At 44.3% G+C, this 24,662-nt stretch carries 23 protein-coding genes and 1 pseudogene; 7 read left to right on the plus strand and 17 right to left on the minus strand.

Annotation, left to right across the window (positions count from 1 at the left end; translation table 11 throughout):
• The first annotated feature begins 270 nt into the window (after positions 1–270).
• Positions 271–1,062: an amidohydrolase gene (locus SY85_RS16215; RefSeq protein ID WP_066405932.1), complete on the plus strand. Its 792-nt coding sequence runs from the start codon at positions 271–273 to the stop codon at positions 1,060–1,062.
• Here SY85_RS16215 and SY85_RS16220 read toward each other — a convergent pair whose 3' ends face one another.
• The 5 genes and pseudogenes from SY85_RS16220 to SY85_RS16240 form a co-directional block, all read right to left on the minus strand.
• Positions 1,063–1,383, minus strand: coding sequence for a hypothetical protein (locus tag SY85_RS16220; RefSeq protein WP_066405933.1), 321 nt, complete (start codon positions 1,381–1,383; stop codon positions 1,063–1,065).
• Positions 1,384–1,449: 66 nt separating this feature from the next.
• Positions 1,450–2,868 (minus strand): S41 family peptidase, encoded by a 1,419-nt coding sequence (locus tag SY85_RS16225; RefSeq protein ID WP_158512988.1) that lies wholly within the window; start codon positions 2,866–2,868, stop codon positions 1,450–1,452.
• Positions 2,869–2,958: 90 nt separating this feature from the next.
• Positions 2,959–3,993 (minus strand): thiamine-phosphate kinase, encoded by a 1,035-nt coding sequence (gene thiL, locus SY85_RS16230; RefSeq protein ID WP_066405935.1) that lies wholly within the window; start codon positions 3,991–3,993, stop codon positions 2,959–2,961.
• Between the two features lie 32 nt (positions 3,994–4,025).
• Positions 4,026–4,309, minus strand: a pseudogene (locus tag SY85_RS26240) (four helix bundle protein).
• 114 nt (positions 4,310–4,423) lie between these two features.
• Positions 4,424–5,206 (minus strand): inositol monophosphatase family protein, encoded by a 783-nt coding sequence (locus SY85_RS16240; RefSeq protein WP_066405936.1) that lies wholly within the window; start codon positions 5,204–5,206, stop codon positions 4,424–4,426.
• 378 nt (positions 5,207–5,584) lie between these two features.
• On the opposite strand from SY85_RS16240, the gene SY85_RS16245 reads away from it, so the two are divergent.
• From SY85_RS16245 to mtgA, 4 genes are all read left to right on the plus strand, one after another.
• Positions 5,585–7,528 (plus strand): glycosyltransferase family 2 protein, encoded by a 1,944-nt coding sequence (locus SY85_RS16245; RefSeq protein WP_066405937.1) that lies wholly within the window; start codon positions 5,585–5,587, stop codon positions 7,526–7,528.
• 60 nt (positions 7,529–7,588) lie between these two features.
• Positions 7,589–9,136 carry a GH3 family acyl-acid amido synthetase gene (locus SY85_RS16250; protein ID WP_226998854.1) on the plus strand — a complete coding sequence of 516 codons (1,548 nt, stop codon included), beginning with the start codon at positions 7,589–7,591 and terminating at the stop codon, positions 9,134–9,136.
• Between the two features lie 65 nt (positions 9,137–9,201).
• Positions 9,202–9,837 carry a LysE family translocator gene (locus tag SY85_RS16255; protein WP_066405938.1) on the plus strand — a complete coding sequence of 212 codons (636 nt, stop codon included), beginning with the start codon at positions 9,202–9,204 and terminating at the stop codon, positions 9,835–9,837.
• The gene (gene mtgA, locus SY85_RS16260) at positions 9,838–10,614 is read left to right on the plus strand and encodes a monofunctional biosynthetic peptidoglycan transglycosylase (RefSeq protein ID WP_071891017.1); all 777 of its coding nucleotides are present in this window, start codon (positions 9,838–9,840) and stop codon (positions 10,612–10,614) included.
• A 185-nt stretch (positions 10,615–10,799) separates the two neighbouring features.
• Here the strand turns inward: mtgA and SY85_RS16265 are convergent, their stop codons facing one another.
• The 6 genes from SY85_RS16265 to SY85_RS16290 form a co-directional block, all read right to left on the minus strand.
• A complete protein-coding gene (locus SY85_RS16265) occupies positions 10,800–11,342 on the minus strand; it encodes an AAA family ATPase (RefSeq protein ID WP_066405939.1) in 543 nt (180 codons plus the stop codon).
• Complete coding sequence (gene pnuC / locus SY85_RS16270; RefSeq protein ID WP_066405940.1) at positions 11,339–11,989, minus strand: nicotinamide riboside transporter PnuC; 651 nt, start codon at positions 11,987–11,989, stop codon at positions 11,339–11,341. Before pnuC ends, SY85_RS16265 begins: the two co-directional genes overlap by 4 nt.
• A gap of 25 nt (positions 11,990–12,014) precedes the next feature.
• A complete protein-coding gene (locus SY85_RS16275) occupies positions 12,015–12,524 on the minus strand; it encodes a M23 family metallopeptidase (protein WP_158512989.1) in 510 nt (169 codons plus the stop codon).
• Between the two features lie 161 nt (positions 12,525–12,685).
• Positions 12,686–13,282, minus strand: a complete 597-nt coding sequence (locus SY85_RS16280) for a NifU family protein (protein ID WP_066405942.1) — start codon at positions 13,280–13,282, stop codon at positions 12,686–12,688.
• A gap of 334 nt (positions 13,283–13,616) precedes the next feature.
• Positions 13,617–14,447: a hypothetical protein gene (locus tag SY85_RS16285; protein ID WP_066405943.1), complete on the minus strand. Its 831-nt coding sequence runs from the start codon at positions 14,445–14,447 to the stop codon at positions 13,617–13,619.
• 188 nt (positions 14,448–14,635) lie between these two features.
• Positions 14,636–15,478 (minus strand): hypothetical protein, encoded by an 843-nt coding sequence (locus tag SY85_RS16290; protein WP_148661220.1) that lies wholly within the window; start codon positions 15,476–15,478, stop codon positions 14,636–14,638.
• A gap of 319 nt (positions 15,479–15,797) precedes the next feature.
• On the opposite strand from SY85_RS16290, the gene SY85_RS16295 reads away from it, so the two are divergent.
• Positions 15,798–17,219: a S41 family peptidase gene (locus tag SY85_RS16295; RefSeq protein WP_082886513.1), complete on the plus strand. Its 1,422-nt coding sequence runs from the start codon at positions 15,798–15,800 to the stop codon at positions 17,217–17,219.
• Between the two features lie 156 nt (positions 17,220–17,375).
• Here SY85_RS16295 and SY85_RS16300 read toward each other — a convergent pair whose 3' ends face one another.
• Positions 17,376–18,356, minus strand: coding sequence for a hypothetical protein (locus tag SY85_RS16300; protein ID WP_066405946.1), 981 nt, complete (start codon positions 18,354–18,356; stop codon positions 17,376–17,378).
• Positions 18,357–18,674: 318 nt separating this feature from the next.
• Between SY85_RS16300 and SY85_RS16305 the strand changes: the two genes are divergently transcribed.
• A complete protein-coding gene (locus SY85_RS16305; RefSeq protein ID WP_066405947.1) occupies positions 18,675–19,724 on the plus strand; it encodes a ferredoxin--NADP reductase in 1,050 nt (349 codons plus the stop codon).
• Positions 19,725–19,830: 106 nt separating this feature from the next.
• Here the strand turns inward: SY85_RS16305 and SY85_RS16310 are convergent, their stop codons facing one another.
• The 5 genes from SY85_RS16310 to SY85_RS16330 all read right to left on the minus strand — a co-directional run bounded on the left by SY85_RS16310 (position 19,831) and on the right by SY85_RS16330 (position 24,620).
• Positions 19,831–22,149, minus strand: a complete 2,319-nt coding sequence (locus SY85_RS16310; RefSeq protein ID WP_066405948.1) for an ATP-dependent helicase — start codon at positions 22,147–22,149, stop codon at positions 19,831–19,833.
• Between the two features lie 240 nt (positions 22,150–22,389).
• Positions 22,390–22,626: a hypothetical protein gene (locus tag SY85_RS16315; RefSeq protein ID WP_066405949.1), complete on the minus strand. Its 237-nt coding sequence runs from the start codon at positions 22,624–22,626 to the stop codon at positions 22,390–22,392.
• A 262-nt stretch (positions 22,627–22,888) separates the two neighbouring features.
• Complete coding sequence (locus tag SY85_RS16320; protein WP_066405950.1) at positions 22,889–23,800, minus strand: IS3 family transposase; 912 nt, start codon at positions 23,798–23,800, stop codon at positions 22,889–22,891.
• A gap of 8 nt (positions 23,801–23,808) precedes the next feature.
• Positions 23,809–24,213, minus strand: a complete 405-nt coding sequence (locus tag SY85_RS16325; protein WP_066405951.1) for a hypothetical protein — start codon at positions 24,211–24,213, stop codon at positions 23,809–23,811.
• A gap of 110 nt (positions 24,214–24,323) precedes the next feature.
• A complete protein-coding gene (locus SY85_RS16330) occupies positions 24,324–24,620 on the minus strand; it encodes a DUF2695 domain-containing protein (RefSeq protein ID WP_066405952.1) in 297 nt (98 codons plus the stop codon).
• Positions 24,621–24,662 lie beyond the last annotated feature (42 nt).

A 24,662-nucleotide genomic window follows, 5' to 3' on the forward strand; every position in this document is an offset into this window, starting at 1 on the left:
CTGAGCATGTCGAAGGGTTTCATCAAGGAAAAAATTGAAAAGACAAATAGTAAAGGAAAATGATGCAATAAAGACAAATCACATCTTACCCAAGCGGGTCGCCACGTAATAGCCCATATCATGCAAGCCTCGCTTAAACAATGATAACCCTCTCTGCGTTTATCTGCGTAATCTTTGGGAGACACCCATGGGCAGACGTTCTGGGGCATGCTGGGACCTTAAGATGTAAAACCCGAAACAACATGATTGTTCTTATACTAACTTGCAAACATGTCATCACTTTCCGTCACGCTGATTCAAACCGCCCTTCACTGGGAAGACAAAGCCTCTAACCTGCAAATGCTGGAACAGAAGATCAACAGTATTACTGAAAAAACACACATTGTTGTTCTTCCTGAAATGTTTAGCACCGGCTTTAGCATGCGCCCGGAAGCATTGGCAGAAACCATGCAGGGCGAAACAGTGGCCTGGATGAAACGGATAGCAACAGAAAAGCGGATAATCCTTACTGGTAGTGCGATCATTGAAGAAGAAGGCCAATACTACAACCGGCTGATCTGGATGCTGCCGAACGGGCAATATGGCTATTACAACAAACGCCACCTCTTTGCTTTTGCTGGTGAAGACCAGCACTATAGTGGCGGCGATCAGCGGTTTATTGCTTCTGTCAACGGCTGGAAAATCAACCTGTTGGTTTGTTACGATCTGCGCTTTCCGGTATGGGCGCGCCAGCAGTATACAGCAGAAGGATTTGAATACGATGTACTTATTTATGTGGCCAACTGGCCCGAGCGCCGCAACACTGCCTGGAAAACGCTGTTACAGGCACGTGCCATCGAAAACCAGTGTTATGTAGTGGGTGTGAATAGAGTAGGAAAGGATGGCAATGATATCTACCACAGCGGCGATAGTATGGTGGTAACGGCACTTGGAGAGGTGCTGTATCATAAAGAGCATGATGAAGATGTGGTAACCATTCAATTAGAGAAGGAAGCCCTTCAAGCCGTGCGTGAAAAACTTCCTTTCTGGAAAGATGCCGATCAATTCGATCTCTTTATTTGATCACTTCTTTTTAATAGAAGTAATAGCATATTTATAACGAACAACATCTACCGGGCAAAAACACATCACCCGTTCAGTTGTTTTATAGACACAAGCATTAACTGGTAACCCCGATTCTTGAAAACTATTGGGTAGGTCTACTAAAACAAAAACCCTAGCTGTTTGACTCTCATTGTCTTCAACCAATACCCAGCCGGTCCTGTCAGCCGCAGGATCGCCTGTCCACTCAATGTGTCCGTTTACACAAATGGAATCTTGCTTTTCCTTTTTACAACTGACAATTAGTACAAACAGGGCCAGTAAACAAACTAGTTTCTTCATAAGTCAAGATGTATTAGCTTGACCGCAGATCAGGTAAAGACGTTGCACTACTATATAAAAGAGTAGCTAATAGCTCTTCTTGTTGTTTTTGATCAATTCAATCACTGTATCCATCTTAAAGTCGGCTAGGCGACGGATAGCTGGCGACGTGGGCAAGGAGTAGATTTCAGGTTGAACACCATAGCCTTTGTGCTCATTTTTATCAATGACCAGCCGGAAGAGTGGCAGGCGAAAGCGAACGCCTGTATGTGGCAAGGTAACTTCGGGGATCAGCCAGGCATTATTGCCATAGGCGCCACCGCCGCTTTCTTCACCTACAATGGTCACATTTGTTTGGGGACGCAGACTTTGCATAACCAGCGTAGCGGCCGAAAAAGTATTACCGCCACTAAGTATATAAACCTGGCCATCAAAATGGAACTTCTTCTTGGGCTTAAAATATTTGCCTTCAAAATAGCGGAAATGGTAATAGCCATCCTTCTTTTTTCGCGTCATCAGGTTGAGGAACAACCAGTTCGTAAACCGGGTTTCCTGGTAACGTCCATACGGGCTATGACGACTAACCGCAAAAAGGGTATCGGCTATTTTGAACTTTTGTTGAGCAATGTATTTTGTCAGCAGGTTTGAGTTGGTCACACTGCCCCCTCCATTGGCACGAAGGTCTATCACCAGGTTTTGAATATTGTTTTTATCCAGTTGCTTAAAAGCCTTTTTGAAGAAATTATGCAGTTTGGCATCTCTGGTAAACGTATTCAAATCCATAAAGCCTGTGGAAAGGGCAGTGTCAATTCGTAAACTGCGGGCCGCATAAATATTTAGCTGTTTTCGCTCTTTATGGGTTAGGCGACCCGGTGGTGGGGGAAACTCGCCTATACGCATAGAGGTATCCTTAATAGGTTTGTATATGGGCAAAACAGCATGGCGCTGGTTACCTAACGTATCTATAAAATCAACGGCAAAGGAGGGTTTATAACCAAACCGCGACAGGTATAAACTACTGAATACACCCCGGTTGCTAAGGGTTTGGTATTTATGGGTAAGGTTATAGCCGTCGGCAGAAAGGAACTCAAACAAAGAGTCGACAATCTGTTGAATGGGCAAACCATCAATAGCTGTTATAAAGGCACCTCGCTGAATGTTGGAGTCACGACGATTAAGATTGGCCGTAACCATCGCTGTATCGGGCCACAGCTTTAAGTTAAGAGGAAACTGGTGGGTACGCAGACTATCCCGCCCATTGAAATAATCCCTTGAAGCTCGAACCGTAGTATGGCCGCAGCGGATTTTAGCGGTGATATAACTCAGCAGGTAGCGAAACTGCACCTCCGTCATGGAGTCTTTGATCTGGGCCCTGCCTGCTTTGAAATAATACTCTACACTGTCGGCGGGGGCATACCAATAGAGGCCCGGGTGCTCGGTTTTAAGCACCCCTTCAAAAATAGTGTAGTCTTTTTCAAGCTCGGATGCTGCGTATTTTTTATACACAGTATTTGTTTTAGAAGCACTGAACGGGCGGTTGACCGCGCAGCTGCTTACTAAGACCATTATTCCGAAAAAGACCAATAGCCGCATAGCTTATTGCTTATTGAATGCATTCCATCCTTGTGCAGTAATGGGAAACTTGTTGCCACCTTTGGTATAAATATGAGAGCCAGCTTCTGCTTCAGCCATGTAACCAATAACGCTAATATCGGTATTCGCTGCAATCTTATCGTAATCGTCTTGTTTGACGGTAAACAGCAGCTCATAGTCCTCGCCGCCGCTTAAGGCACAAGCAGTAGGATCAAGGTTGAATTTGAAGGCAGCCTGTCTTGCATCTTCGGCAATTGGTATCTTTTCTTCATAAAGAACACAGCCCAATTCGCTGTCCTTACAGAGGTGAAGGATCTCGGAACTCAGCCCATCGCTAACATCAATCATAGAGGTGGGCTGAATACCGTTTTCTGCAAAAAACTGGATAATGTCTTTGCGGGCTTCTGGTTTGAGAATGCGGCCTACAATGTATTTCTCGCCTTCCAGGTCTGGCTGTACGCCGGGACTTTCCAGGAAAATGCGTTTTTCTCTTTCCAATAAAGTTAAACCCAGGTAGGCGGCGCCTAAGTCGCCACTTACACACAATAAGTCGCCTTTCTGCGCGGTGCTTCTTTTTACATAGGTATCAGGAGTAACTTCTCCAATAGCCGTACAGGAAATGATAAATCCTTTTTGAGAAGAGGAGGTGTCGCCACCAATTAGATCTACACCATAGTGGTCGCATGCCGCATGTACACCCTCGTAAAATTCATCGAGCGCCTCCAGGCTAAAGCGGTTGCTGAATCCCAGTCCCAGGATGATTTGCGTAGGTGTGGCATTCATAGCGTAGATATCGCTAACATTGACCACTACAGTTTTATAGCCCAGGTGTTTGAGCGGGGTATACATTAAGTCAAAGTGTACACCCTCAATTAAAAGGTCGTTGGTAATAACGGTTTGCTTGCCAAAGTGGTCAATCACGGCCGCATCATCACCCACACCTAAAACACTAGACACATTTTGTATTTCAAAATTCTTAGTTAGGTGGTCAATAAGACCGAACTCACCTAATTCAGCTATTTCAGTTCTTTCAGACATTCGATTGCGGATTTTAGATTGGCGATTGCAGATTAATGAAGAGACTTTAAAGCTGTATTGATTGAACTTACTGTAACAGAAAGTAACTCATTTGCCTCTTTATATAAAATAACAATTTCATCTCTTTTATCTGGATGAAATTCGCAAATGAATTCTAAAAAGTACATCGTTTCATCAGCCTCCTCTTCTACAATACGCATCTTGTTTATAAAATCGGGTTTGGATTTAGCCCTGCAGCGGCTCTATAATTAGCGCCCACTGAAGCAGAGCTCCTTATAATTTGATCTTCGTAATGTTTAACTACATCAAAGGGCAACGACTTGCATAGCTTTGCAACATTTATGGCTAATGCTTTCGTCCGATTTTAAACTCCGTTTTATCCATGAGCTAATTTAAATCGGCATTCTGCAATCGCCAATCGGCAATGGCTTTATATCGCCGGCACATTGCCTTTTATCCACTCTAAGAGCTCATCGTGGATAAAGCCATTGCTGGCCACAATACCGGGTTGGTAAGGAGAATAGGGGTCGCCTTTTAGGTTGGTGACTTTTCCTCCGGCTTCTTCAATAATAATAAAACCCGCAGCGCTATCCCAAGCTTGTAGCTTGTGTTCATAAAAGCCATCAAAGCGGCCACTAGCCACCCAGCACAGGTCAATAGCTGCTGAACCCAGGCGACGTACAGGAATACCGCGGCGAATAAATCGTTCAAACACCTGCAGCGGACCGTTAGGCTCATCTAAATAGGTATAAGGAAAACCGGTAACCAGGCAAGAAGTAGCAACCTTTTCTTTTTTGCTTACGAAGATGGGCTTGTTGTTTAACGTAGCCCCCTGACCGCGCTCGGCAAAGAAAAACTCGTTCATGAAAGGGTTATACACGGCCCCCATGATCATCTGGCCATTATGTTCAAGACCAATAGATACACAACAAAGAGGAATACGGTTGGCAAAGTTGACTGTGCCGTCTATAGGGTCAATGATCCACTTGTATTCAGAGTCCTGCACAATCTCCCCGGCCTCTTCACTTAAAATATAATGATCGGGAAAATGCTCCTTAATCACTTCTATAATCGCTTTTTCCGAAGCATGATCCGCTTCTGTTACCAGGTTATTGATCCCTTCTTTATTGGAGATCTTAAACTCCATTTCCATAAACCGCCGTATTTCTTCGGCACCAGCATGCGTAGCTTGTAACAGGGCATCTTTAAACATAAGCAAAGATATGACTAAGAGAGGCTAGGAGGAAAAAGAGAAAAGGAGAGAAGCGTTTCGCACAGCGCTAAGGGGGAAAGAAAGGAATTTGAAGATTTCTGATTTCAAGCTTTCACCATTCTCTTCCCAAATCCCAACCAAGAAATCCCAACTTCCCCTAATCTATCCCCTCTTACAGAGGATATCATACCTTCACTAAACCTTAACTCCTTACTCATTCCTCATCACTCCTTACTCATTCCGCACCATTCACCACTGACTAATGTCTATTGACTTTCCTCCCGTGGACTGTAGTCTGTCGACAGTTGACTCTCCGAGCTTTCACTTCTCACAGACTCTATTATCACGTATATTGGCAACCTGTAAACACCCTGTGTATTGACGGTTTCTATTATCATAGTTAGTTATAATGTCAAGTATTTCCTGGAGCAATGCCTGTGCAGTGTGGAGAAAGCCATAAAAGGCCTTGATGCGGAAGTAATTGTAGTGGATAACGCCTCAGTAGATGGCAGCGTAGCTTACCTGCAGGAGAGCTTTCCAACAGTCCGTTATATAGCCAGCCAGCAGAACCTGGGTTTTGCCAAGGCTTGTAATCTGGGCTTGTCGCAGGCTCAAGGTTCTTATATCTTGTTCCTAAACCCCGACACGTTGCTAGCGGAAGATACGCTTGCTATTTGCCTGGATTTTTTCAACACTCATCCGCAGGCAGGGGCAATAGGCGTCCGCATGATTGATGGCAGTGGCCAGTTTTTGCGGGAGTCAAAGCGATCGTTTCCTGCTCCGGTCACATCTTTTTATAAACTTACCGGTTTAGCACGCATTTTTCCACACTCCCGGCGCTTTGGAAAATATCATTTAGGCTATCTGCCCCAACATACCAATCATGAAGTAGATGTATTGGCGGGCGCCTACATGCTCGTCTCCAAAGCGGTATTAGATGAAGTCGGCTCCTTTGATGAAACCTTTTTCATGTATGGCGAGGATGTGGATCTAAGCTACCGCATACAAAAAGCCGGCTATAAAAACTATTATGTAGCCGATACTACCATTGTGCACTTTAAAGGGGAAAGCACAAAGCGAGGCAGCCTGAACTATGTAAAACTATTTTATCAGGCCATGAGCCTGTTTGTACGAAAGCATTATGGCGGTACAAAGGCAGATATCTTTACTTTTTCTATTCAACTGGCCATTGGCGTTAGGGCTATGTTGACAGCGGTAGCCAAACTGATTCGTAAGATTGGCCTGCCAGCTATAGATGCCATTCTGATTCTGGTTTGTTTTTGGCTGGTGAAAAGCATTTGGGCAAACTACGTCCGCCCGGAAGTTCCTTACTCCGCCAAGCTGGTAGGTGTATCGTTCCTGGTTTTTACATTGATATACTTAACGGTGTCTTATTATGCGGGTTTGTATAACCGCTATTATCGCAAGGCCGTTCTTGTGCGTTCTACCTTTTTGGCTACACTGGTAATTTTAGCTGCTTATGCCTTATTGCCAGAGCACTTACGGTTTTCCCGGGGCATCCTTGCATTTGGTGCCTTGTTGGCATTTGGGGTATTAAGTCTTTGGCGCTGGATGTTAATAAAGGCCGGCCTTTTGCAACAACAAATTGAAGACAGGGATAAACCCTATTTATTAGTAGCCGGTACACCTGGCGAATATGAGCGCATACAACAGTTCTTGAATGCCCACAAATTGGGCGATAAACTGATTGGCCGAGTGGCGGTTAACGGTGAGGATCCAACGGCGCTGACCACTATTGACCGGGTATCAACAGTAACACTGCCGCTACACGCTACCGAGCTTCTGTTTTGTGCCGGCACCTATTCTTATAAAGATATCTTGATGCAACTGCCCAAAATAAAAACCAACCTTCGTTTCAGGTTTCATGCCGTTGGTAGCAGTAGTATAGTGGGCAGCGACTCCAGCAGCAACAGCGGTGAGGTACTGGCCACCGGATCACATTTTAAACTGGACCGACCCGCCGAGCGGCGCATTAAGCGACTGGTAGATGTAATGACCAGTGTTTTATTTCTATTCACCACACCACTGCATTTTTTATTTGTTGAAAAGCCAGGTACCTTTTTATATTATTGTCTTTTGGTGTTGTTTGGCCGTCGTACCTGGGTAGGGTACGGTACCTGTGCAATGGGTTTACCTCCATTACGGAAAAATATTTTACTACCCAACGGATGGCCCAAAAACAAGGCTAATGCAATGCGGGAAGAAAGTATGGCGTTGATAGATCACTATTATGCAAGTGATTATGATGCCATGCAGGATTTGGCGCTAATTATGAAAAATTACCAGCATCTTGGCAATTAATAGGGGTTGCTTCCATAGCAGTGCCTAACTTTATCGTCTTAAACACATTAATCAGGATTAGTGGCAAGTATTCGCGACTTCAATATTTTCGATTTCAAACTACCTAAGGCTATTGCAGGAGCTTTGCGGCTTGCAGACAATGACCCAAGGAGCCAGCAGTTGCGTGTGTTGAAAAAGCTTCTAAAAAAAGCACGTTTTACAGCCTTTGGCCAACAGTACCGTTTCGATGAAATTTTATTAAGCAAGCATGCTGGTAAAAAGTTTCAGGAACTGGTACCTGTTCACGATTACAACAAAATTTACGAGGAGTGGTGGCAGAAAACATTGGACGGTGTGCCAGATGTAACCTGGCCAGGTAAGATCAAGTTCTACGCCTTAAGCTCGGGCACCTCGGAAGCAGCCAGTAAATATATACCGGTAACTAAGGATATGTTGCGCAGTAACCGGATCAACTATATCCGCCAACTCATTTCTTTAATAAGTTATGAAAAGCTACCCCGCCATGCAGTAACCAAAGGGTTCCTGATGCTGGGTGGTGCCACAGACTTGCAAAAGGGCAAGGCCGGCTGGTATGCTGGTGACCTGAGTGGCATTTTGATGAAGAACCGCCCTTTCTGGTTTCAAACCTTTTATAAACCAGGCGGCCGCATTGCCAAGATCAAAGACTGGAATGAAAAGCTTAATGAGATTGTGGAAAAAGCGCCAGACTGGGACATTGGCTACATAGTAGGTGTGCCCGCATGGTGTCAGATGTGTATGGAGATGATCATAGAGCATTACAAAGTAGAAACCATACATGATATATGGCCAAACCTGGGCTTCTTTGTGCATGGCGGCGTGGCATTTGAACCATATAAGAAAGGTTTTGAAAAACTATTGGGTAAGCCCATTGTTTATATAGAGAACTACCTGTCTAGCGAAGGCTTTATTGGCTACCGCGATCGTGAGCATGCTAAGGGCATGAAGCTCATTTTGAACAACAACATCTTCATGGAGTTTGTGCCGTTTAACGACAAAAACTTTGATGCAGATGGCAAGATGGTGGAAAACCCCGAAGCATTGATGATCCATGAAGTGGAGGAGGGGAAAGAATATGCGCTGCTAATGAGTACGAATGCCGGTGCCTGGCGCTACCTGATTGGCGACACCTTACGGTTTGTTAACCTGGAACGCAATGAGGTGGTAATTACTGGTCGTACCAAACACTTCCTGAGCCTGGTAGGCGAGCACCTGAGTGTAGACAATATGAATAAGGCCATACAAGTGGTAAGTGAAGAACTGAATATTTGTATACCAGAATACACTGTGGTGGGCTTCCCGCATGAAAACTTCTTTGCGCACAAATGGTATGTGGCTTGTAACGACCCCGTAGATGAAAATGTGCTGCGCGAAAAGATTGACAAATACCTCTGTCAAATAAACGACGACTATGCTGTAGAGCGTACCAGCGCTTTAAAGGATGTATTCCTGCAAAAACTACCGGAGTCCTATTTTTTTAAGTTCATGGAAACAAAAGGAAAACTGGGTAGTCAGCATAAGTTTCCCCGCGTCTTAAAAGGAAAGATGTTGCAAGATTGGAATGATTTTTTAGCCTCGCAATCAACTTAGTTTTTTGTCTTTTGACAAATGACTTTGTTGGAGTGAGTTGTGAGTTCTATTTTTAGCCTCTTTGTATGGATGTATTCGTAAAAGGTATCACGTTGGGTTTGCTGCTAAGTATAGCGGTTGGACCGATCCTGTTTACGATTATCAAGCAAAGCATCAATAATGGCATCAAGGGCGGACTGGCCTTTGTGCTGGGTGTATCCTTGAGCGATATCTGCCTGGCAGTAGCCTCTAATTTCTTTACCGAACTATTCAATACCCTGCTGGAGCGGAGAGCGCTGGTGGCCTTTACGGGTAGTGTATTCCTGATTTCGTTAGGCATCTACTTCTTGTTTTTTAAAAAAGTTAAGGCCAATGAAGAAGGCCAGCAGCTGCTGGTGTTTCGAAAGCGCGATTATGTCAAACTGCTTTTAACAGGCCTGTTAATGAACCTTTTAAATCCCTTCTTGTGGGGATTCTGGCTGGCCACGGCTACTACGTTTGCAGATCATGTCATCAGGCAGCGTTTCATTATTTTTGCTACCGCATTATGTATTGTACTCACCGCCGATATCTTAAAAGTGTTGTTGGCTAATAGGATCCGGCAGCGCCTTACGCTAAAGAACATCCAACTCATTAACCGGCTGAATGGGCTTATTTTGATTGGGTTTGGAATAGCCTTGTTAGTGAGTTTATTGTTTTATAGTGATAAATTGCCGCAGTAAATGAGCAAGAAGAAACCGGCTGCAAAACCAAAATCCTCTGGAAACCGTTTTTGGTATTGGACCAAACGCATTGTCCTATTCCTTTTTTTATCCCAGCTGTTTTATATCATCATTCTAAAATGGGTGAATCCTCCCATTACGATTACCCAGTTAAGTAGTTGGGTAAGTGGCGATGGCCTCAAACGTGATTATGTAGGTGGCGATGAATTGTCGTTACAAATGAAGCTGGCCGTGATAGCTTCAGAAGATCAATTGTTTCCCGACCATGGTGGCTTTGACTGGAAGAGCATTAACAAAGCCGTAACACACAACGAAAAAAAGCCGCAACGCATACGCGGGGCCTCCACTATATCACAACAGGTAGCTAAGAACGTATTTCTCTGGCAAGGACGCAGCTGGATACGAAAAGGTCTGGAAATGTATTTCACTAAGATGATCGAGTTGATCTGGGGAAAGAAGCGGATACTGGAAGTATACTTGAATGTTATTGAAATGGGTAAAGGCGTCTACGGTGCTGAAGCCGCTGCACAGGCCTATTTTAAAAAGCCGGCGGCTAAACTTTCCCGTAAGGAAGCAGCTATGATTGCCGCCTGCTTACCCAATCCCAAAAAATACACCGTAAAGCCACTCTCACCTTATGTGGCCATCAAAAGCGGGTGGGTACAACGCCAGATGGACAACCTGGAAGGTGATGAAGATATTCAGGCGGTGATTAATAAGGCCCGCCCGGAAGGAGCCAAGCAGAATAATGAACAAGGAACAAGGAAGAAAGAATGATGAAGGGAGGAAATATTCAATGCTCAACGCTCAATAATCAATGATTAGTAATGAATAATCATTGATTATTGAAGGAGACCTCTTCTATCGGCGTCCCTTTCACGTCTCACGTTTGATGTTTCACGATACTCACCACTCACCATTCATCATTCACCAGCCTGGCTCTTGCCGCGCTGCCTTCCCCTTTAGGGGCCGGGGGTGTGTGGAGGCCGGTTGGCATGTGCCTCTATCTGCCGAATAGCCGTATGTAAGCGCTCATCTTGCGTTCCCGAAACCTCCACCCAAGGCGTGCCGTCTTGAATCAACAGGTCCTTATACATTTTGTATAACTTCTCCCGCATAGCCAGATCGGGATACTCACGCAGTTCGTCCTGCACCCAGGGTAGGTCCACATTACATAATAGGTAGAGATCGTAAGATTGCTGGGCTATCTGATTTAAGATCCAATTGTGGCAATTATTAAACACCACCTCGCACCACACCTTCATCACGTATTGGTTCGTGTCAATAAAGTAATATTGGTTGGCTTGCTTGGCTAATCGTTCTTCAAGGGCCAATTGTCCCTTGGCAATATCCAGCAGCTGTTCATAGGTATACGCCGTGCCGTTAACAGTAAGATATTCCCTTGCATATTCGGGACACCATACTGTTTGGTAGTGCGCAGCCAGTTGTTCACACAATGTACTCTTGCCCGTAGATTCAGGCCCTATAATTACGATCTTCCTCATTGCTGCTCTAACTCCAACTTTTGTTTAACCGCACTTGACCTTGCGCGAACGCTCCATTCTAAAAGACCAAACACCGCTAGTACCAGCAGTACCACATAATATACACTGGTAAATACCAGTCCTTTAACGAAATACAAAGGAATGGAAGCGAAATTCGTAGCAATCCACCACCACCAACTCTCAACTTTCTTTTTGGCCATCAGCCACATACCGGTAAAGGCCGTTGCTGATGCAAAGGCGTCAGCCCATGGAATAGCGCCAGGGTAAAACGACTGCTTTAAGTAATAAAGCGATATATAAATGGAAATGTAAAAACCGCTAAAGAATAGGAATTGTTTCCCTAATTCATTCTTATCAGAATAGGTAATGTGTAAAACATGCTCATGCTGTTTATTTCGCCGGGCCCATAAGATCCAGCCATAGATGCTCATTACGGTATAATAGAAGTTTACCGCCGCCTCACCCAACAGGTGATATTGAAAGCTTAGAAAAACATAGATAACCGTATTAACAAGCCCTACCGGGTAAACGAGAATGTTTTCTTTTTTAGAAAACCATACCGATGCAATCCCCGAGACCACGGCTACATACTCCAGCGCGGTGGTTTGTTTGATACCGGTAATAAACTGCTGAATGATCTCCTGCATGAACACGCAAACCTAGGGCAAAAGATTAAATGGCCTTATACCATTTTCCCGGCTTCAGGTATTTGACGCCTTTGCGGGTGTGAAAACGGGTGGGTAAAAGCCGACGGCCGTTAGGAGCAGGGTTCCACACCGAGAAGTGCAGGTGTGGAAAAGCTGAATAACCCGTACTGCCACTATAAGCAATCAGCTGACCTTGACGTATGGTGTCGCCTACCTGTACCAACGCGCCGTTATGTTTCAAATGGCCATAGAGTGCCTGGGTGCCATCGTCGTGCCGGATCACTACAGAATTCGCTTTCCCATAATACTTCCGGTGCACGCCACCCTTGGCATAGCTTTCCTGTACCCGCACCACTACACCTGCGCGCGCAGCTGTAACCGGGGAGCCTTTTGGCATTTTAAAATCCAGGCCTAACCGTCCTTTATGAGAAAACCAGGAATTATAACCCTGTATCAACAGGCGCTTGGAGCCTTCCGGATAAGGCAATGTATATACATAACTGCTGTCAATATCTTCGGCTTCACTCTTTGCCATGTGATACTGCATGCCACAGGATGAAAAAAAGAAAATAGATAGTACACTAAAACAAATCCACCTCATCGATTAAAGTTACTGCTGGAGGAAAACAAAAAGAGAGCGACCCATGGGGTCGCTCTCCTAAAAATCTATTAAATCCTAAAAATCCTAGTTCTGAATTACTCGGCTTCAGCCACCACCTCTTTTACTTCTGGGATCATACGCTTCATCATGCCTTCAATACCGGCTTTCAGCGTGATCATAGAAGAAGGACAGCCACTGCAGCTTCCCTGTAGCATCAGGTTTACCACACCGTCGTTATAGCTTTTGAACTGTATAGCGCCACCGTCCATTTCTACAGCAGGCTTAACATAGTTCTCTAATAATTCTTTTACGCGTTTTACCACGTCATCATCATCTGCAGCCACCACGTTACTGCTTTCTTGTTTGATAGTTGCTACTTCGTCTTCGTTGATGATCGGCTTCATCTCTTCCAGGTATTCTTTCAAAAACTGGCGAATAGAAGGAATTACATCATCCCAATCAGTTTCCGGAGTTTTGGTTAGCGTTACAAAGTTAGACGCAATAAACACGGAGCGAATGAAGGGAAAGCCAAACAACTCAATAGCCAAAGGAGAAGGCTTAGCGCTTTCTACATCGGCAAAATCAATGCTTTTTCCAGGATACAATAGTTTGTTGGCCACAAACTTCATGGTCTCTGGATTAGGTGTCATCTCGGTATATATGCTGATAACGGGGTTTCCTGTTTTGATCATAAAACACTGTTTGAAGAGCAAATTTACTAAACTCGGGCCAAGGTGATGCACCGAATCAGAAAACTGTGAGGATTTTAGGAAAAGGCGGCCCCCTGTCCCCCGAAGGGTAAGGCCCCACCCGGCCTCCCGAAGGGGAGGAGACCCAAGACACAGCGCCTGGCTTTTCAACGAGACGCTACTTTTACAAATAGATCCATAAATAGAAAAGCACTCCACTTGAGGGAGTACTTTTGTTATATAATACTCTATAATCTTCTGGTGCTGTACGGCAGCTAAGTCCTCCCTTCGGGGAGGATTTAGGAGGGCCTTACCCTTCGGGGGACAGGGGGCCGCCCTAAAAGGTATACTTCACACTAAGGGTCGTATAAAACATGTTTTTTCCCCTTTCACTCAAATCTGGCCGGTTAGGCACCGTAATTAGGTTTTGAGGCAAGATATAAGATGGTGAAGCTATCAGCATGATTTTGTTCTTAGCAAAAATCACTGGAATGGAAACCTCGTAGGCCAGCACGTTAAACTGAGTGCCGGTTTCAGTAACCTGCTCCTCACGGCTGCGGCCTGGCAATGGTAGGCCGCCTTGCTTGCGGGTATAGGTGCGGCTAAATTGTTGTGTACCGGCATAGGTGTAAAAAGCGGGGTCAAAAATCAGCACACTGTTATCATCATTTTGAATACGGAAAATATGATCCAGACCAGCAGTAGCGCCAAAGTCTACTTTATCGCTGAACTTGGCATCAGCACCTACCGTAATGTTAGCCACTTTATTTAAGCGGGTAAAACTCAGGTTGGTCTGAGCTTTTAAAGCCGACTGCACTAACTCGGCGGTGGGCTTATAAAAAGGTTTGATCACATTCAGGCTGGTCAGCCATTTTTCACTTAAATGCTGGTAACCCACCGTTGCAACTGTACCGGCATAATCCATTTTTTGAAGGGCATTGTTGACAAAAATGGGAGCAGCATTAACGTAAAAGTTAGAATTGATCCAGAACTCGGCCATAGGAAACAGTCCTGTGCTTTTTAAACTATCTGTACGGCCAAAATAGTTGAGCCCGCTATTATAGTTCATGCTTAGTTTGAATTGGGGCTTTGACTTTTGAGTGCTGTCTTGGGCAAAGGCGGTATGGATAAGGGTGGCCAGGAATAAAAAAGTAAGAATACGTTTCATATGGTCAAGTCTGTAAGTTTTAAAAAGAAACCACTACCCATACGGATACAGATAGTGGTTTGTTGCTTTACTGCGGTATTACTTGTAATACGTTTCTGAGAATAAAAATGGCACGTGCTAAAATGGAGTGTGTTTGTCCTAACTGTGGACCGTCGACTGTGGTCTGTGAACTAACTCACATCTCACGATTAGCCTTTCTTAACCTTGGCTTGCGTTTTTAATTCGCCATTGGCAGATGCACCGCTTTTATCAGCCTTTACTTTATTCTTTACAGCCGTTTCAGACGTAGTGCTTAATACAGCAGAATTATCATTAGCATGTTCTTTCGCTTCATCGCTGGCGTGTAAAGCGGCTTGTGATTTAGCGCGAGCTTCTGCTTTACCTTTAGCTTCTATACGAGCGGCTTTTCGTTCGGCACGTTCTGCATCGGTGCGTACTTTCTTTTCTGTTTTAGCTTTTACATCAGCAGATGTAGAAACAGTTGCATCTTTTTTCGCCTTTACTTCCTGCGTGGTTTGATTAGCCACATCTTCTGTTTTATCCAGCGCCGATTTGCCATTTACTTTTACGCCTGCATCTACATCAGTTGAAAGAGAACCATCGGCTTTTGTACCAAACACAGCGGAGTTTTCATTGGCGTGTGCCTTTGCTTGTTCAGATGCTTTCGCATCGGCCTGCGAGTTAATACGGGCATTGGTGTTTACATCGGCAGCTGATTTCGCTGTTTCCTTAACGTTAGTAACAGTTTTTACGCTCTTGTCTACTACAGCAGTTGTTGCGGCTTGTGTGCTTCCTTTGATTTCTGCGGTTTTACTGGCAGTAGCCGATACAGCGCTTTTTGTACTAGCAGCAGCGCTGGTTGTTGCTCGTGCAGCTGCTCTGGTAGCCGCACCGGCCGTGTTGCCTACGTTCACGGTTTTTGTTACGGAGGCACCGGCATTACCGGCCACACCTAAGCCTACTTGAGCAAAAGATACGGTAGCACCAAAAGAGGCAAGAATAACTAACGCGGTTTGTTTCATCGTCTTCATAAGTTAATTTTTTTAAAGGTTTCGTTTGTTCATAGATGCACGATGAAGCATAAAGTTTAATCGATGAGTAAACTTTTTTTAACGTTAGTTAACATGCGCTTTTTTTACGAAAAGTTCACTCAGACTGCACTTGCCAGCAAAGGTTTAATTTGTAACAAAAGAAGAACTCATTACGTATAATCAATTGTTCGGCTGGCTGCAGCGATTACTTAACCAATTCAGGTCACACTTTACCCAATTGATCAATTAGTGCTTTCATGCCAGAATTAAGGAAAGGAACTTTGTATAATAATAAAATATAACACGACAATACAGACAAATGAAAACCTTACTACTGCTCCCCTTTTTATTACTAATGTTACCTGGTTTTGCCTTTGAGGGTAAAAGGGTTGATACACTGCCACAAGGTTATGGACAACGGTTTAGTAAACAACAAATAGAAGCAGATCTTGCTTTTATGGTGCACGCTATGGAAAATGCCCATCCCAATCTGTATCACAGTATTTCCAAAGAACAATACAGTAAATTGAAAGACAGCATCGTAGCTGCGTTAAAAGACAGTATGACGCGCGATGAAGCACGGCCCTCCTTTGTAAAAATGATTGCTGCTATTAATGAAGGCCACACAACGTTTCGGAACTCATTGGAATTTGTCTACGATATAAACGAGGCCAAGAAGCCGGTGTTTGCTGTGATGATGGAATCGTTTGATGGTCAATACCTGGTCGTAAAAAAGGATTATTCCCCCAATGCCACCTTACAAGCAGGTGATCGTGTAATAAAGATTAATGGGCACCGTGTAGACAGCCTGGTAAACCGCATGACAGGTTATTATGGCGGCCTGCCCCAATGGCGACAAGCCCTGGTAATAGAGGCATTGATGATTGACCTGTACCGCGATGGCGTAAGAGCGCCATTTGATGTAGAATACGTTAACGGTAAGGAGAGGAAAAAAGCCCGCCTGGAAGGGTTGCCGCTTCAGGCACTTATGCAGGCAGCTCGAGGAAACCAACCTGTAAAAATTCCATTTACATTTGAGCGCCTGGAGAATAATATTGGGTACTTGAATTTCCGGGACATGGACCGGATGTACAAACAGACATTTGATACTTTTCTGCTTAAAACATTTACTGCTATACAACAACAACCTGTTAACGGCCTTATCGTTGACCTGCGTGAAAATGGAGGAGGCGATTCTGAATTGGGAGATAACCTCCTGCAACACATAACCGATAAGCCCTATAGAATGAGTGGTGGCGTAGTATGGAAAATCAGCCAGGAGTATAAAAACTATATTGGTAAAATGGATTCGGCCCATCAAGCCAGCATGACCCATTACACCGAAAGGAAGAATGGTGAGTTTTTAACCGGAGGAGACAATGCTCCTGAAAAGCCCGAATACAATGGCTTGCGTTATAAAGGCAAAGTATGTTTCCTCATCGGCAACCATACTTTTTCCAGTGCCAACATGCTGGCCGCTACTGTTATGGATTACAAGCTAGCTACATTAATAGGCGAGATGTCTGGAGAAGCCCCCAATGATTATGGTGATATCTTCCCAATTAAGTTGCCGCAAACAGGTATGTCTTGTATGACATCTTCCAAACAGTTTCTGCGCCCCAATGGTGATAAAAATGACATGAATCCTGTATTGCCTAATATCTATGTAAAACAGAATGCGGCTACTAATGAAGACGAAGTGTTACAGCGCGCCATTCAATGGGTGAAACAGGGGAAGTAAAAGATAAATTATAAGAGTCTATTACGTAGAGGCAGCCAAACAGCTGCCTTTTGTTTTGTTTGCTATTTTCTATCTGGCGAAAGTATGCAGTCTAGGCTGAGCAACCGGGCGTACTTGCGCCAGATTAAAGGTTGTCCGCTGGCCTTTTGTTGTTATCTAGTGATACACAATTTCAAAGGTTTTATTCTTTTCACTATTATCATAAAATTCAACCCGCACTAGCCGTCCATTCGTATAGAACTGCTTCTGCTTTCTACTGCTTCTTGGAATGGATTTTTCATGGCTGAATTCTTCTTTGTCGTATTCCAGACTTTCTTCATTAACAAGATTTCCTCGTTCATCAAAACGCTTTACGTTTTGGCCTGAAAGCACTGTGTCTTTATTCGAATAAATGTTATAATGCAAAAGGAAGGTCTCTAAAGAGCGGTAGCTATATTCAAAGAGGTTAGTTAGAGCAGTATCCTCGTACCACTTCACTTCTTTTAATCGCCCAAACGAATCATAAAAGTTTTTAGTGACTCGGTACGTTTTTGCAGAGGAGTCGATTCTTTCCCTCAAAACGTTAGGAGCATTATATCGTTCAATTTGGTAATTCATATCTGGCTGGTGGGCAAGGCAACCAATGGTGGTTTTGGTAAGACTATCGAATGAATAATAAATCAACTCGCACTCTTTGGCCTTTATCAAATCAGAGGAATAGACGGTTCTTACTTCCAAGGTGTCTTTACGCCGTATCGCGCTTTGTTGGTAAACCAGCGTTTTATTTTCATAGCCTTTTACCCCTATAGGGTCTTTGCTAAGGCTGTCATAATAGTAATAATAAACCTCGGTTGCCTTTGGGTACTTTGTAATACTTTTCACCAGCAGAGTGTCCTGATAATAGTTGGTTTGTACAGAAAAGACTTTACCTTCCACCCACTTGGTTATTTTCTTTTCACGCCCCTGAACAAGCTCCACTTTTTTCTCGAGCACTTTGAAGGGGAGACGTTGGTCTTTTACTTGGTGACTGGTTGGATACCAATAAATGCTATAAGCCTGAACATCTTTAGGCGGCACAACTTCAAAGCCCAAATCATCACTTTGTGCATTTAAATACAAGCTCAATAACAGTGTAAAGAAGAGAAGCAGAAGTTTCATACAGGTAATTCACAAAGTTGCGTACTACAATAAATATACGCAACTGCTTGTTCAAGTTAGAATTGAGAATCAATGAAAACTAGAACAAATCAATAACTAAATGTTGTCTTATTCTATGGCCTAAGCGGATTCTTCACTGCCGGGCCATTGCGCGTAGCGCCCCCCGCTGACTACAAATAATATAATGCTTGTTAGACTCCGTACTGATATCCAATATCTATCAGCTATTGGACATCTACTCAGTGACTTTCACCAGTTTTACCATAACAACTATATTAGTGTAACAGGATTTGGATAAATTATTGAAGGAACAAGTTTATGCAACCAACCCCTACACCTCTATATAAGACCATTACCATTACAGCCATCAAAGAAGAGGTCAAGGGGTTTAAAACCATTTCGTTTGCCACTAAGGAAGCCCTTCCTTACCGGTCAGGGCAATACCTGACACTGGTAGATTATGTGGGTGCTGAAGAAGTGCGTCGCTCGTACTCCATTACTTCTTCACCAGAATTAAATGAGCCGCTGACCATAGGTGTAAAACGTATAGAAAATGGATTGTTTTCCCGTAAACTGGTAGATCTGGCTCAACCCTTTGATACCTGGCTGACCACAGGTTCAGGAGGCTTTTTTACACTTCCGGAAGATGTATCTTCTCTTAAGCAGCTTTTCTTTCTGGCCGCTGGCAGTGGCATTACACCTATTTACTCGTTGATAAAAACGGTATTGTATAAGCACCCCCACTTACATATAGTGTTGATCTATAGCAATTCGTCTACTGAAAAAGCGCTCTTTCGCCATGAGCTGGAACAGCTGGCACAACAACACCCCAAACAGGTTACCATTGAATTTCTATACAGTAATGCACCCAACCTAAACCGGGCACGCCTTCATCGCGATTTATTTTTACAATTGTTAGAGCAACATGTAACTGTAGCTATAAATGAAGTGTTGTTCTATATCTGTGGCCCTGAAGCCTATATGCGCATGTGCACCTATATTTTACAAGAGCACAATGTTCCTAAAGAGCAGATCAAGCGCGAAAACTTTATCATACACACAAAGACGCCGCATAAAATAGAGCCGCCTGACAAAGGCGTTCACCAGGTTACGATCTACTGGAACCAGCAACAGATACAGTTCCCGGCAGGCTATCCACAAACTATACTGAGTGCTGCCGAAGCTGCTGGTTATGCATTGCCCTATAGCTGTCGATCAGGGCAATGTGGCAACTGTGTGGCTCATTGCAAGAAAGGCCAGGTGTGGATGTCATATAATGAAGTACTAACAGAAAAGGATCTGGCTAAAGGGTTGATCCTTACCTGCACAGGATCGCCAATGTATGGCGATGTGACCTTGGAGTTATAAGTATAGCTAAACCTTTACTGCCCCAAGCTTAACCAAACGAAAAGCTCTGCATCACGCAGAGCTTTTCGTTTATATCACAATGACTAATGACCATTGCCCCAATGACTTAACTAACAATCATCAGCTTAGCATAATTCAGCATGATCTTCTTTTCACCGTTTTGCTCAAACTTAATAGTAGCTACCGGGTTGTGGCTGGAGCCTTCCAGCTTCAACACTTCGCCAAAGCCAAACTTCTGATGCTCTACGCGCATGCCTTCTTTCAATGTAGCAGGATCGCTGGGAACAAAATTGGCTGATGCGGTATGGGCTACTTCTTTGGGCTTGTTGTTGCTCACCAAAGTAGATACCGCTGTTTTTTCAGGAGCGCTACTATTGCCGCCAAAGCCACGCTGCATGCGCTCAAAGGCATTGCCCTGACCCCAGCTGGATGATTTCTGGTTCTTTACACCACCGCCAGCAAAGCTTACATCAATATGCGTTTCAGGAATCTCGGTAATAAAGCGGCTACTGTCGCTTTGAATCAGTTGGCCAAAGCGGTAGCGCGTATTAGCGTACGTTAGATACAGGCGTGTTTTAGCGCGCGTAACGGCCACATAGAACAGGCGGCGTTCTTCTTCCAACTCCTCGCGCGTGTTAAGGCTCATGGCGTTGGGGAACAGCCCTTCTTCCAAACCACCTACAAACACCACCGGGAACTCTAGTCCTTTGGCAGCGTGGATGGTCATGAGTTTTACCGTATCCGCGTCAGGATCTTTCTGGTCAGCATCGGTAAGCAGTACAATCTGCTGCAGGTAAGCCGCCAGGCCTTTATCACCCACCTCACCGCTCTCTTCACTCATTGGCGTTTCGGTAAACTCTTTAATAGAGTTCAGCAATTCCTGTACGTTCTCGTAGCGTTGTACACCTTCCGTACTCTTATCGTTAAACAGCTCTTTTACAAAACCGGTTTGCTTACCCACATGGAAAGCAATATCGTAGGCGTTCTTTGTTTCCAGCATGCTTTTAAAGCTGCGGATCATCAGCACAAATTCTTCAATGGCCTGTAGCGTGCCGGCTTTAAAACCAAACATGGGAGCGGCCTCCAGCACTTCCCACATAGAGATATTACCCTCGTTGGCAGCCAGCACCGCGCGGTCTACCGAGGTTTTACCAATACCACGTACCGGGTAGTTGATAATACGCTTCAGTGCTTCTTCATCCTTAGGGTTCACCACCAGTCGCAGGTAGGCAATAAAGTCCTTGATCTCCTTGCGTTGATAGAAAGAGATACCGCCAAAAATGGTGTAGGGAATATTGTGGCGACGCAGGCTTTCTTCAAAGGCCCGGCTCTGGGCGTTGGTTCTGTAAAGCAGAGCGAACTCTTTGTTCTTAAAATGGTTGCGTAGCTTCTGCTCCAGGATGGCATCGGCAATGAACTTACCCTCTTCATTATCGCTCATGGTGCGCACCAGGCGGATCTTTTCACCAGCAGCGTTTTCGGTAAAGAGGGTTTTAGGGATCTGTCCCTTATTGTTCTTAATAATCTCGTTGGCCACCGTCAGAATGCTTTGGGTACTGCGGTAGTTCTGTTCCAGCTTGATCACCTTGGCATCAGTGTAGTCCTGCTGAAACTGCAGGATGTTTTGAATGGTAGCGCCACGGAAGGCATAGATACTCTGGGCATCGTCACCCACCACGCACACATTTTCATGTGCGGCGGCTAATAATTTAATGATCTCGTACTGGGCCGGGTTAGTATCCTGGTACTCATCGATCATTATATACTTGAACTTGTGCTGGTACTTGTGCAATACTTCCGGAGTGGTTTTCAACAACTCATAGAACTTGAACAACAGGTCGTCAAAGTCCATAGCGCCGTTTTTAAAGCAGCGCTTCTGGTAGGCCTCATATATATGGCCGATCATGGGGCGGTTGGCCCGCATGTCCTCCTGCTGAATGTGGTAGTCGTTTTTGTATTCCCCTGCCGTTACCAGGCCGTTCTTGGCGCCGGAAATACGATTATAAACAGCGTTGGGTTTATAGTGCTGTACGTCCAGGTTCAGTTCCTGGGTTACCGTTTTTACCACGCTCTTGGCATCGTCGGTATCGTATATGGTAAACGAGTTGGGGTAACCAATGCGGTGTGCTTCTGCGCGCAGAATACGGGCAAACACGGAGTGAAATGTGCCAATATAAAGGTTGCGGGCCTCGCGGTTGGCCAGGATGTGTTCTACCCGCTCTTTCATTTCGGCAGCCGCCTTATTGGTAAAGGTGAGCGACAATATATTAAAGGCATCTACGCCCTTGGCCATCAAGTGAGCAATCCGGGTGGTAAGTACTTTGGTTTTTCCACTGCCCGCGCCGGCAACAATCATCAGCGGGCCTTCTGTGCTGGTCACGGCGTCGCGCTGACGCTCGTTCAGTCCCTTCAGGTAATCTTGCATCCGGCGAAGGTACGCTGAGCCGGACGGATTGCTAAAAAATTGAGTAGTTAATTTTTAAGATAAGTGGATGTGTAACTCCTATCTTAAAATAATGAATCTGTTTTGGGGAAAAGTTGTGAGGCATTGCCTACTTAGGAAGAATGTTGTATTAATGGAATGCATTATATAGAAACAACAAAACTTACCTTATACCATATCTGTTAGCAAATAAGATATAAGGTAAGTCTTAGCAATTGACTTTTAGCCGCGGCTGATAGATTGTAACCGTTGTGCTATGGCCTCTTCTACATTTACAGGAATAGTATAAGAGTCGTCATTAATTGGGGCTAACCTCCCTAAACTGGAATCCCACGTAAAAATATGCTCCTCTCCATCATATGATACCTTGTACCGGGTTTCAGTATTGAACTGAAATGGTGTTGCTTTTATACCATATGGTACCCCATCAACTACAAGTTGGAATCGTTGCTCAGCCATAATTGATATTTATGAAAAAGGCATCAAATAAAACTCCAAAAACAGATTATAGTCTTAAATATTTATTAGAGTTTGGAGTTGTTTGCACATCTTTTTCAAACAAAAATGACGCTTCTCATAAGAGGCTGTACAATGGAGACCTACTAGTGTTGAAACAACTGCCATGTTTGCTGCTTGTTTTCACTGCCCACTCATTATCGTCAGCATTTTTTTTCTTTCTAGCCGAGTCTCCTATACTTGGCTGTCTCGTCCTAAAATAAGTTTACAGGTGAGTTGATTGGTTTACAATAGTAGGTGTTCTTTTTGATTTTTTCCATTGTCTGTTTACTTGTAGTTTTTGTGCGTGCACTTTATTGGGAGTATTCATTTGTATACTTAAGTGCGGCCTTCTTTCATTATAGCTTTCTACTACTTGCTTGAGTAATTCAGTGGCCTGCTCCAGGTTAGATGGCCCATAATGTTTGAGGTATTCATGTTTGATGATGCCGTTGATTCGTTCGGCAATGGCATTGTCCAGCGGATCCCCGCTCACGGTCATGGAGATGCGTATGTTATGCTGCCCTAAAAGTCCTGTATAAGAGGAAGGGCAATATTGTATGCCTCTATCGGAATGGTGGATTAAAGAATGCCTGGGATGCAACCGGCCCGCAAGAGCCATTTGAAGTGCTTTTTTGCAATGGACAGCTTCCAGGGTATCGGCTATGTGGTAGCCCATAATTTTATGAGAATACGCAGCTGTAACAAGGCTTAAATAAAGATATTGCCGCCCACAGGGCACGTACGTGATGTCTGCTACCCACAGTTGTTCGGGTAGTGCGGGATGCCAGCCTTTAACCAGGTTAGCATATTTCTTTAACCAATGGTGTGACTGGGTGGTAGAAACCCTTCTTTTTCTTCTTCTGATTAAAAGCCGCTGCTCACTTAAAGTAGAAAACAGGGCATCCCGTCCCATCTTGATAGCATGCGCCCGGTAAAAGCCCTGTAAGAGCTGGTGCAGTTTGCGGGTGCCGATGGCCGGATGTTCCCTTCTCAGTGTTTTTACTTCCTCAACCACCAGTTGCTGGGTATTGTGCTTACGGTGGCTGTTCCTGGTGTTTTTATAAAAGGCCTGTCTTGTCAGACCAAGTAACCAACAGAGCCGCTCCAGGCTGACGGAGGGATAACTGTCTTTCATTTCGCGGATTACCTGGTATTGGGCTTTTTTCGGATCGGTACCTTTAAGTCTTTCTCCGCCTTTTCAATGATTCGCTCATAGGCTTCCGCGCGCAGCTTTTCATCCTCCAACTGCCGTTCCAGCTCTCTTATTTTTTCCTCTAATTGTTTTTTGCTTGCTTTACCCGTGTTCATTTTTCGAATTAAGGCATGAGACCTTACCGCACTAAATTTAATCATTACCGGCTGTTTATGGTCTTCATAACCATAAAGCTTCATCCAGCGTTGAATGCCGCTTTTCATCTTGATACCATACTTGCGCAGCAAAAACATCTTCGATACATTACTGCTCAAATATTCTTCAATCACTTTTCGGCGAAAAGCCTCTGAGTATATCTGAACAAACTGACCCTTGTTGCGGGGAGCATATCGCATAAGTTTACTTGTTTTAGTGTAAACCTATTTCAGGATAAGACAGGACAGGCAAAGGAGACTCGGCGTGGAAAGAGACTCTGATTCTCTAACTAACCTTTACCGCTCACATATCATTCAAATTGTTCTTCTACGTTAGCTAAGATTTCACAATCACAGTAACCGCCTTTGTCTGCTAACCACTCTAAAATTTCGTCGGTGTTAGCGGCACCAATTTTATCGAGAAATGATTTGGTAAGACAGTTTGTATCATCACAGCCTTTGTCAATTAGTTCCGTATCCAAATAGTCAAATAGCTTTTTAAAATGGTCTCTGCTCATAGGCAAGCTATTTTCAAACTCCTCTTCAGCCTTTTTACTTAGGTCGTTGAGCAACTGTTTACGTCTTTCTTTTTCATTCTTATCTGGCATATTGAATAATTTGAAGTATCGCTTTACACCTGATACCGATAA

The sequence above is a fragment of the Flavisolibacter tropicus genome, assembly GCF_001644645.1.
GTDB classification, from domain to species: domain Bacteria; phylum Bacteroidota; class Bacteroidia; order Chitinophagales; family Chitinophagaceae; genus Flavisolibacter; species Flavisolibacter tropicus.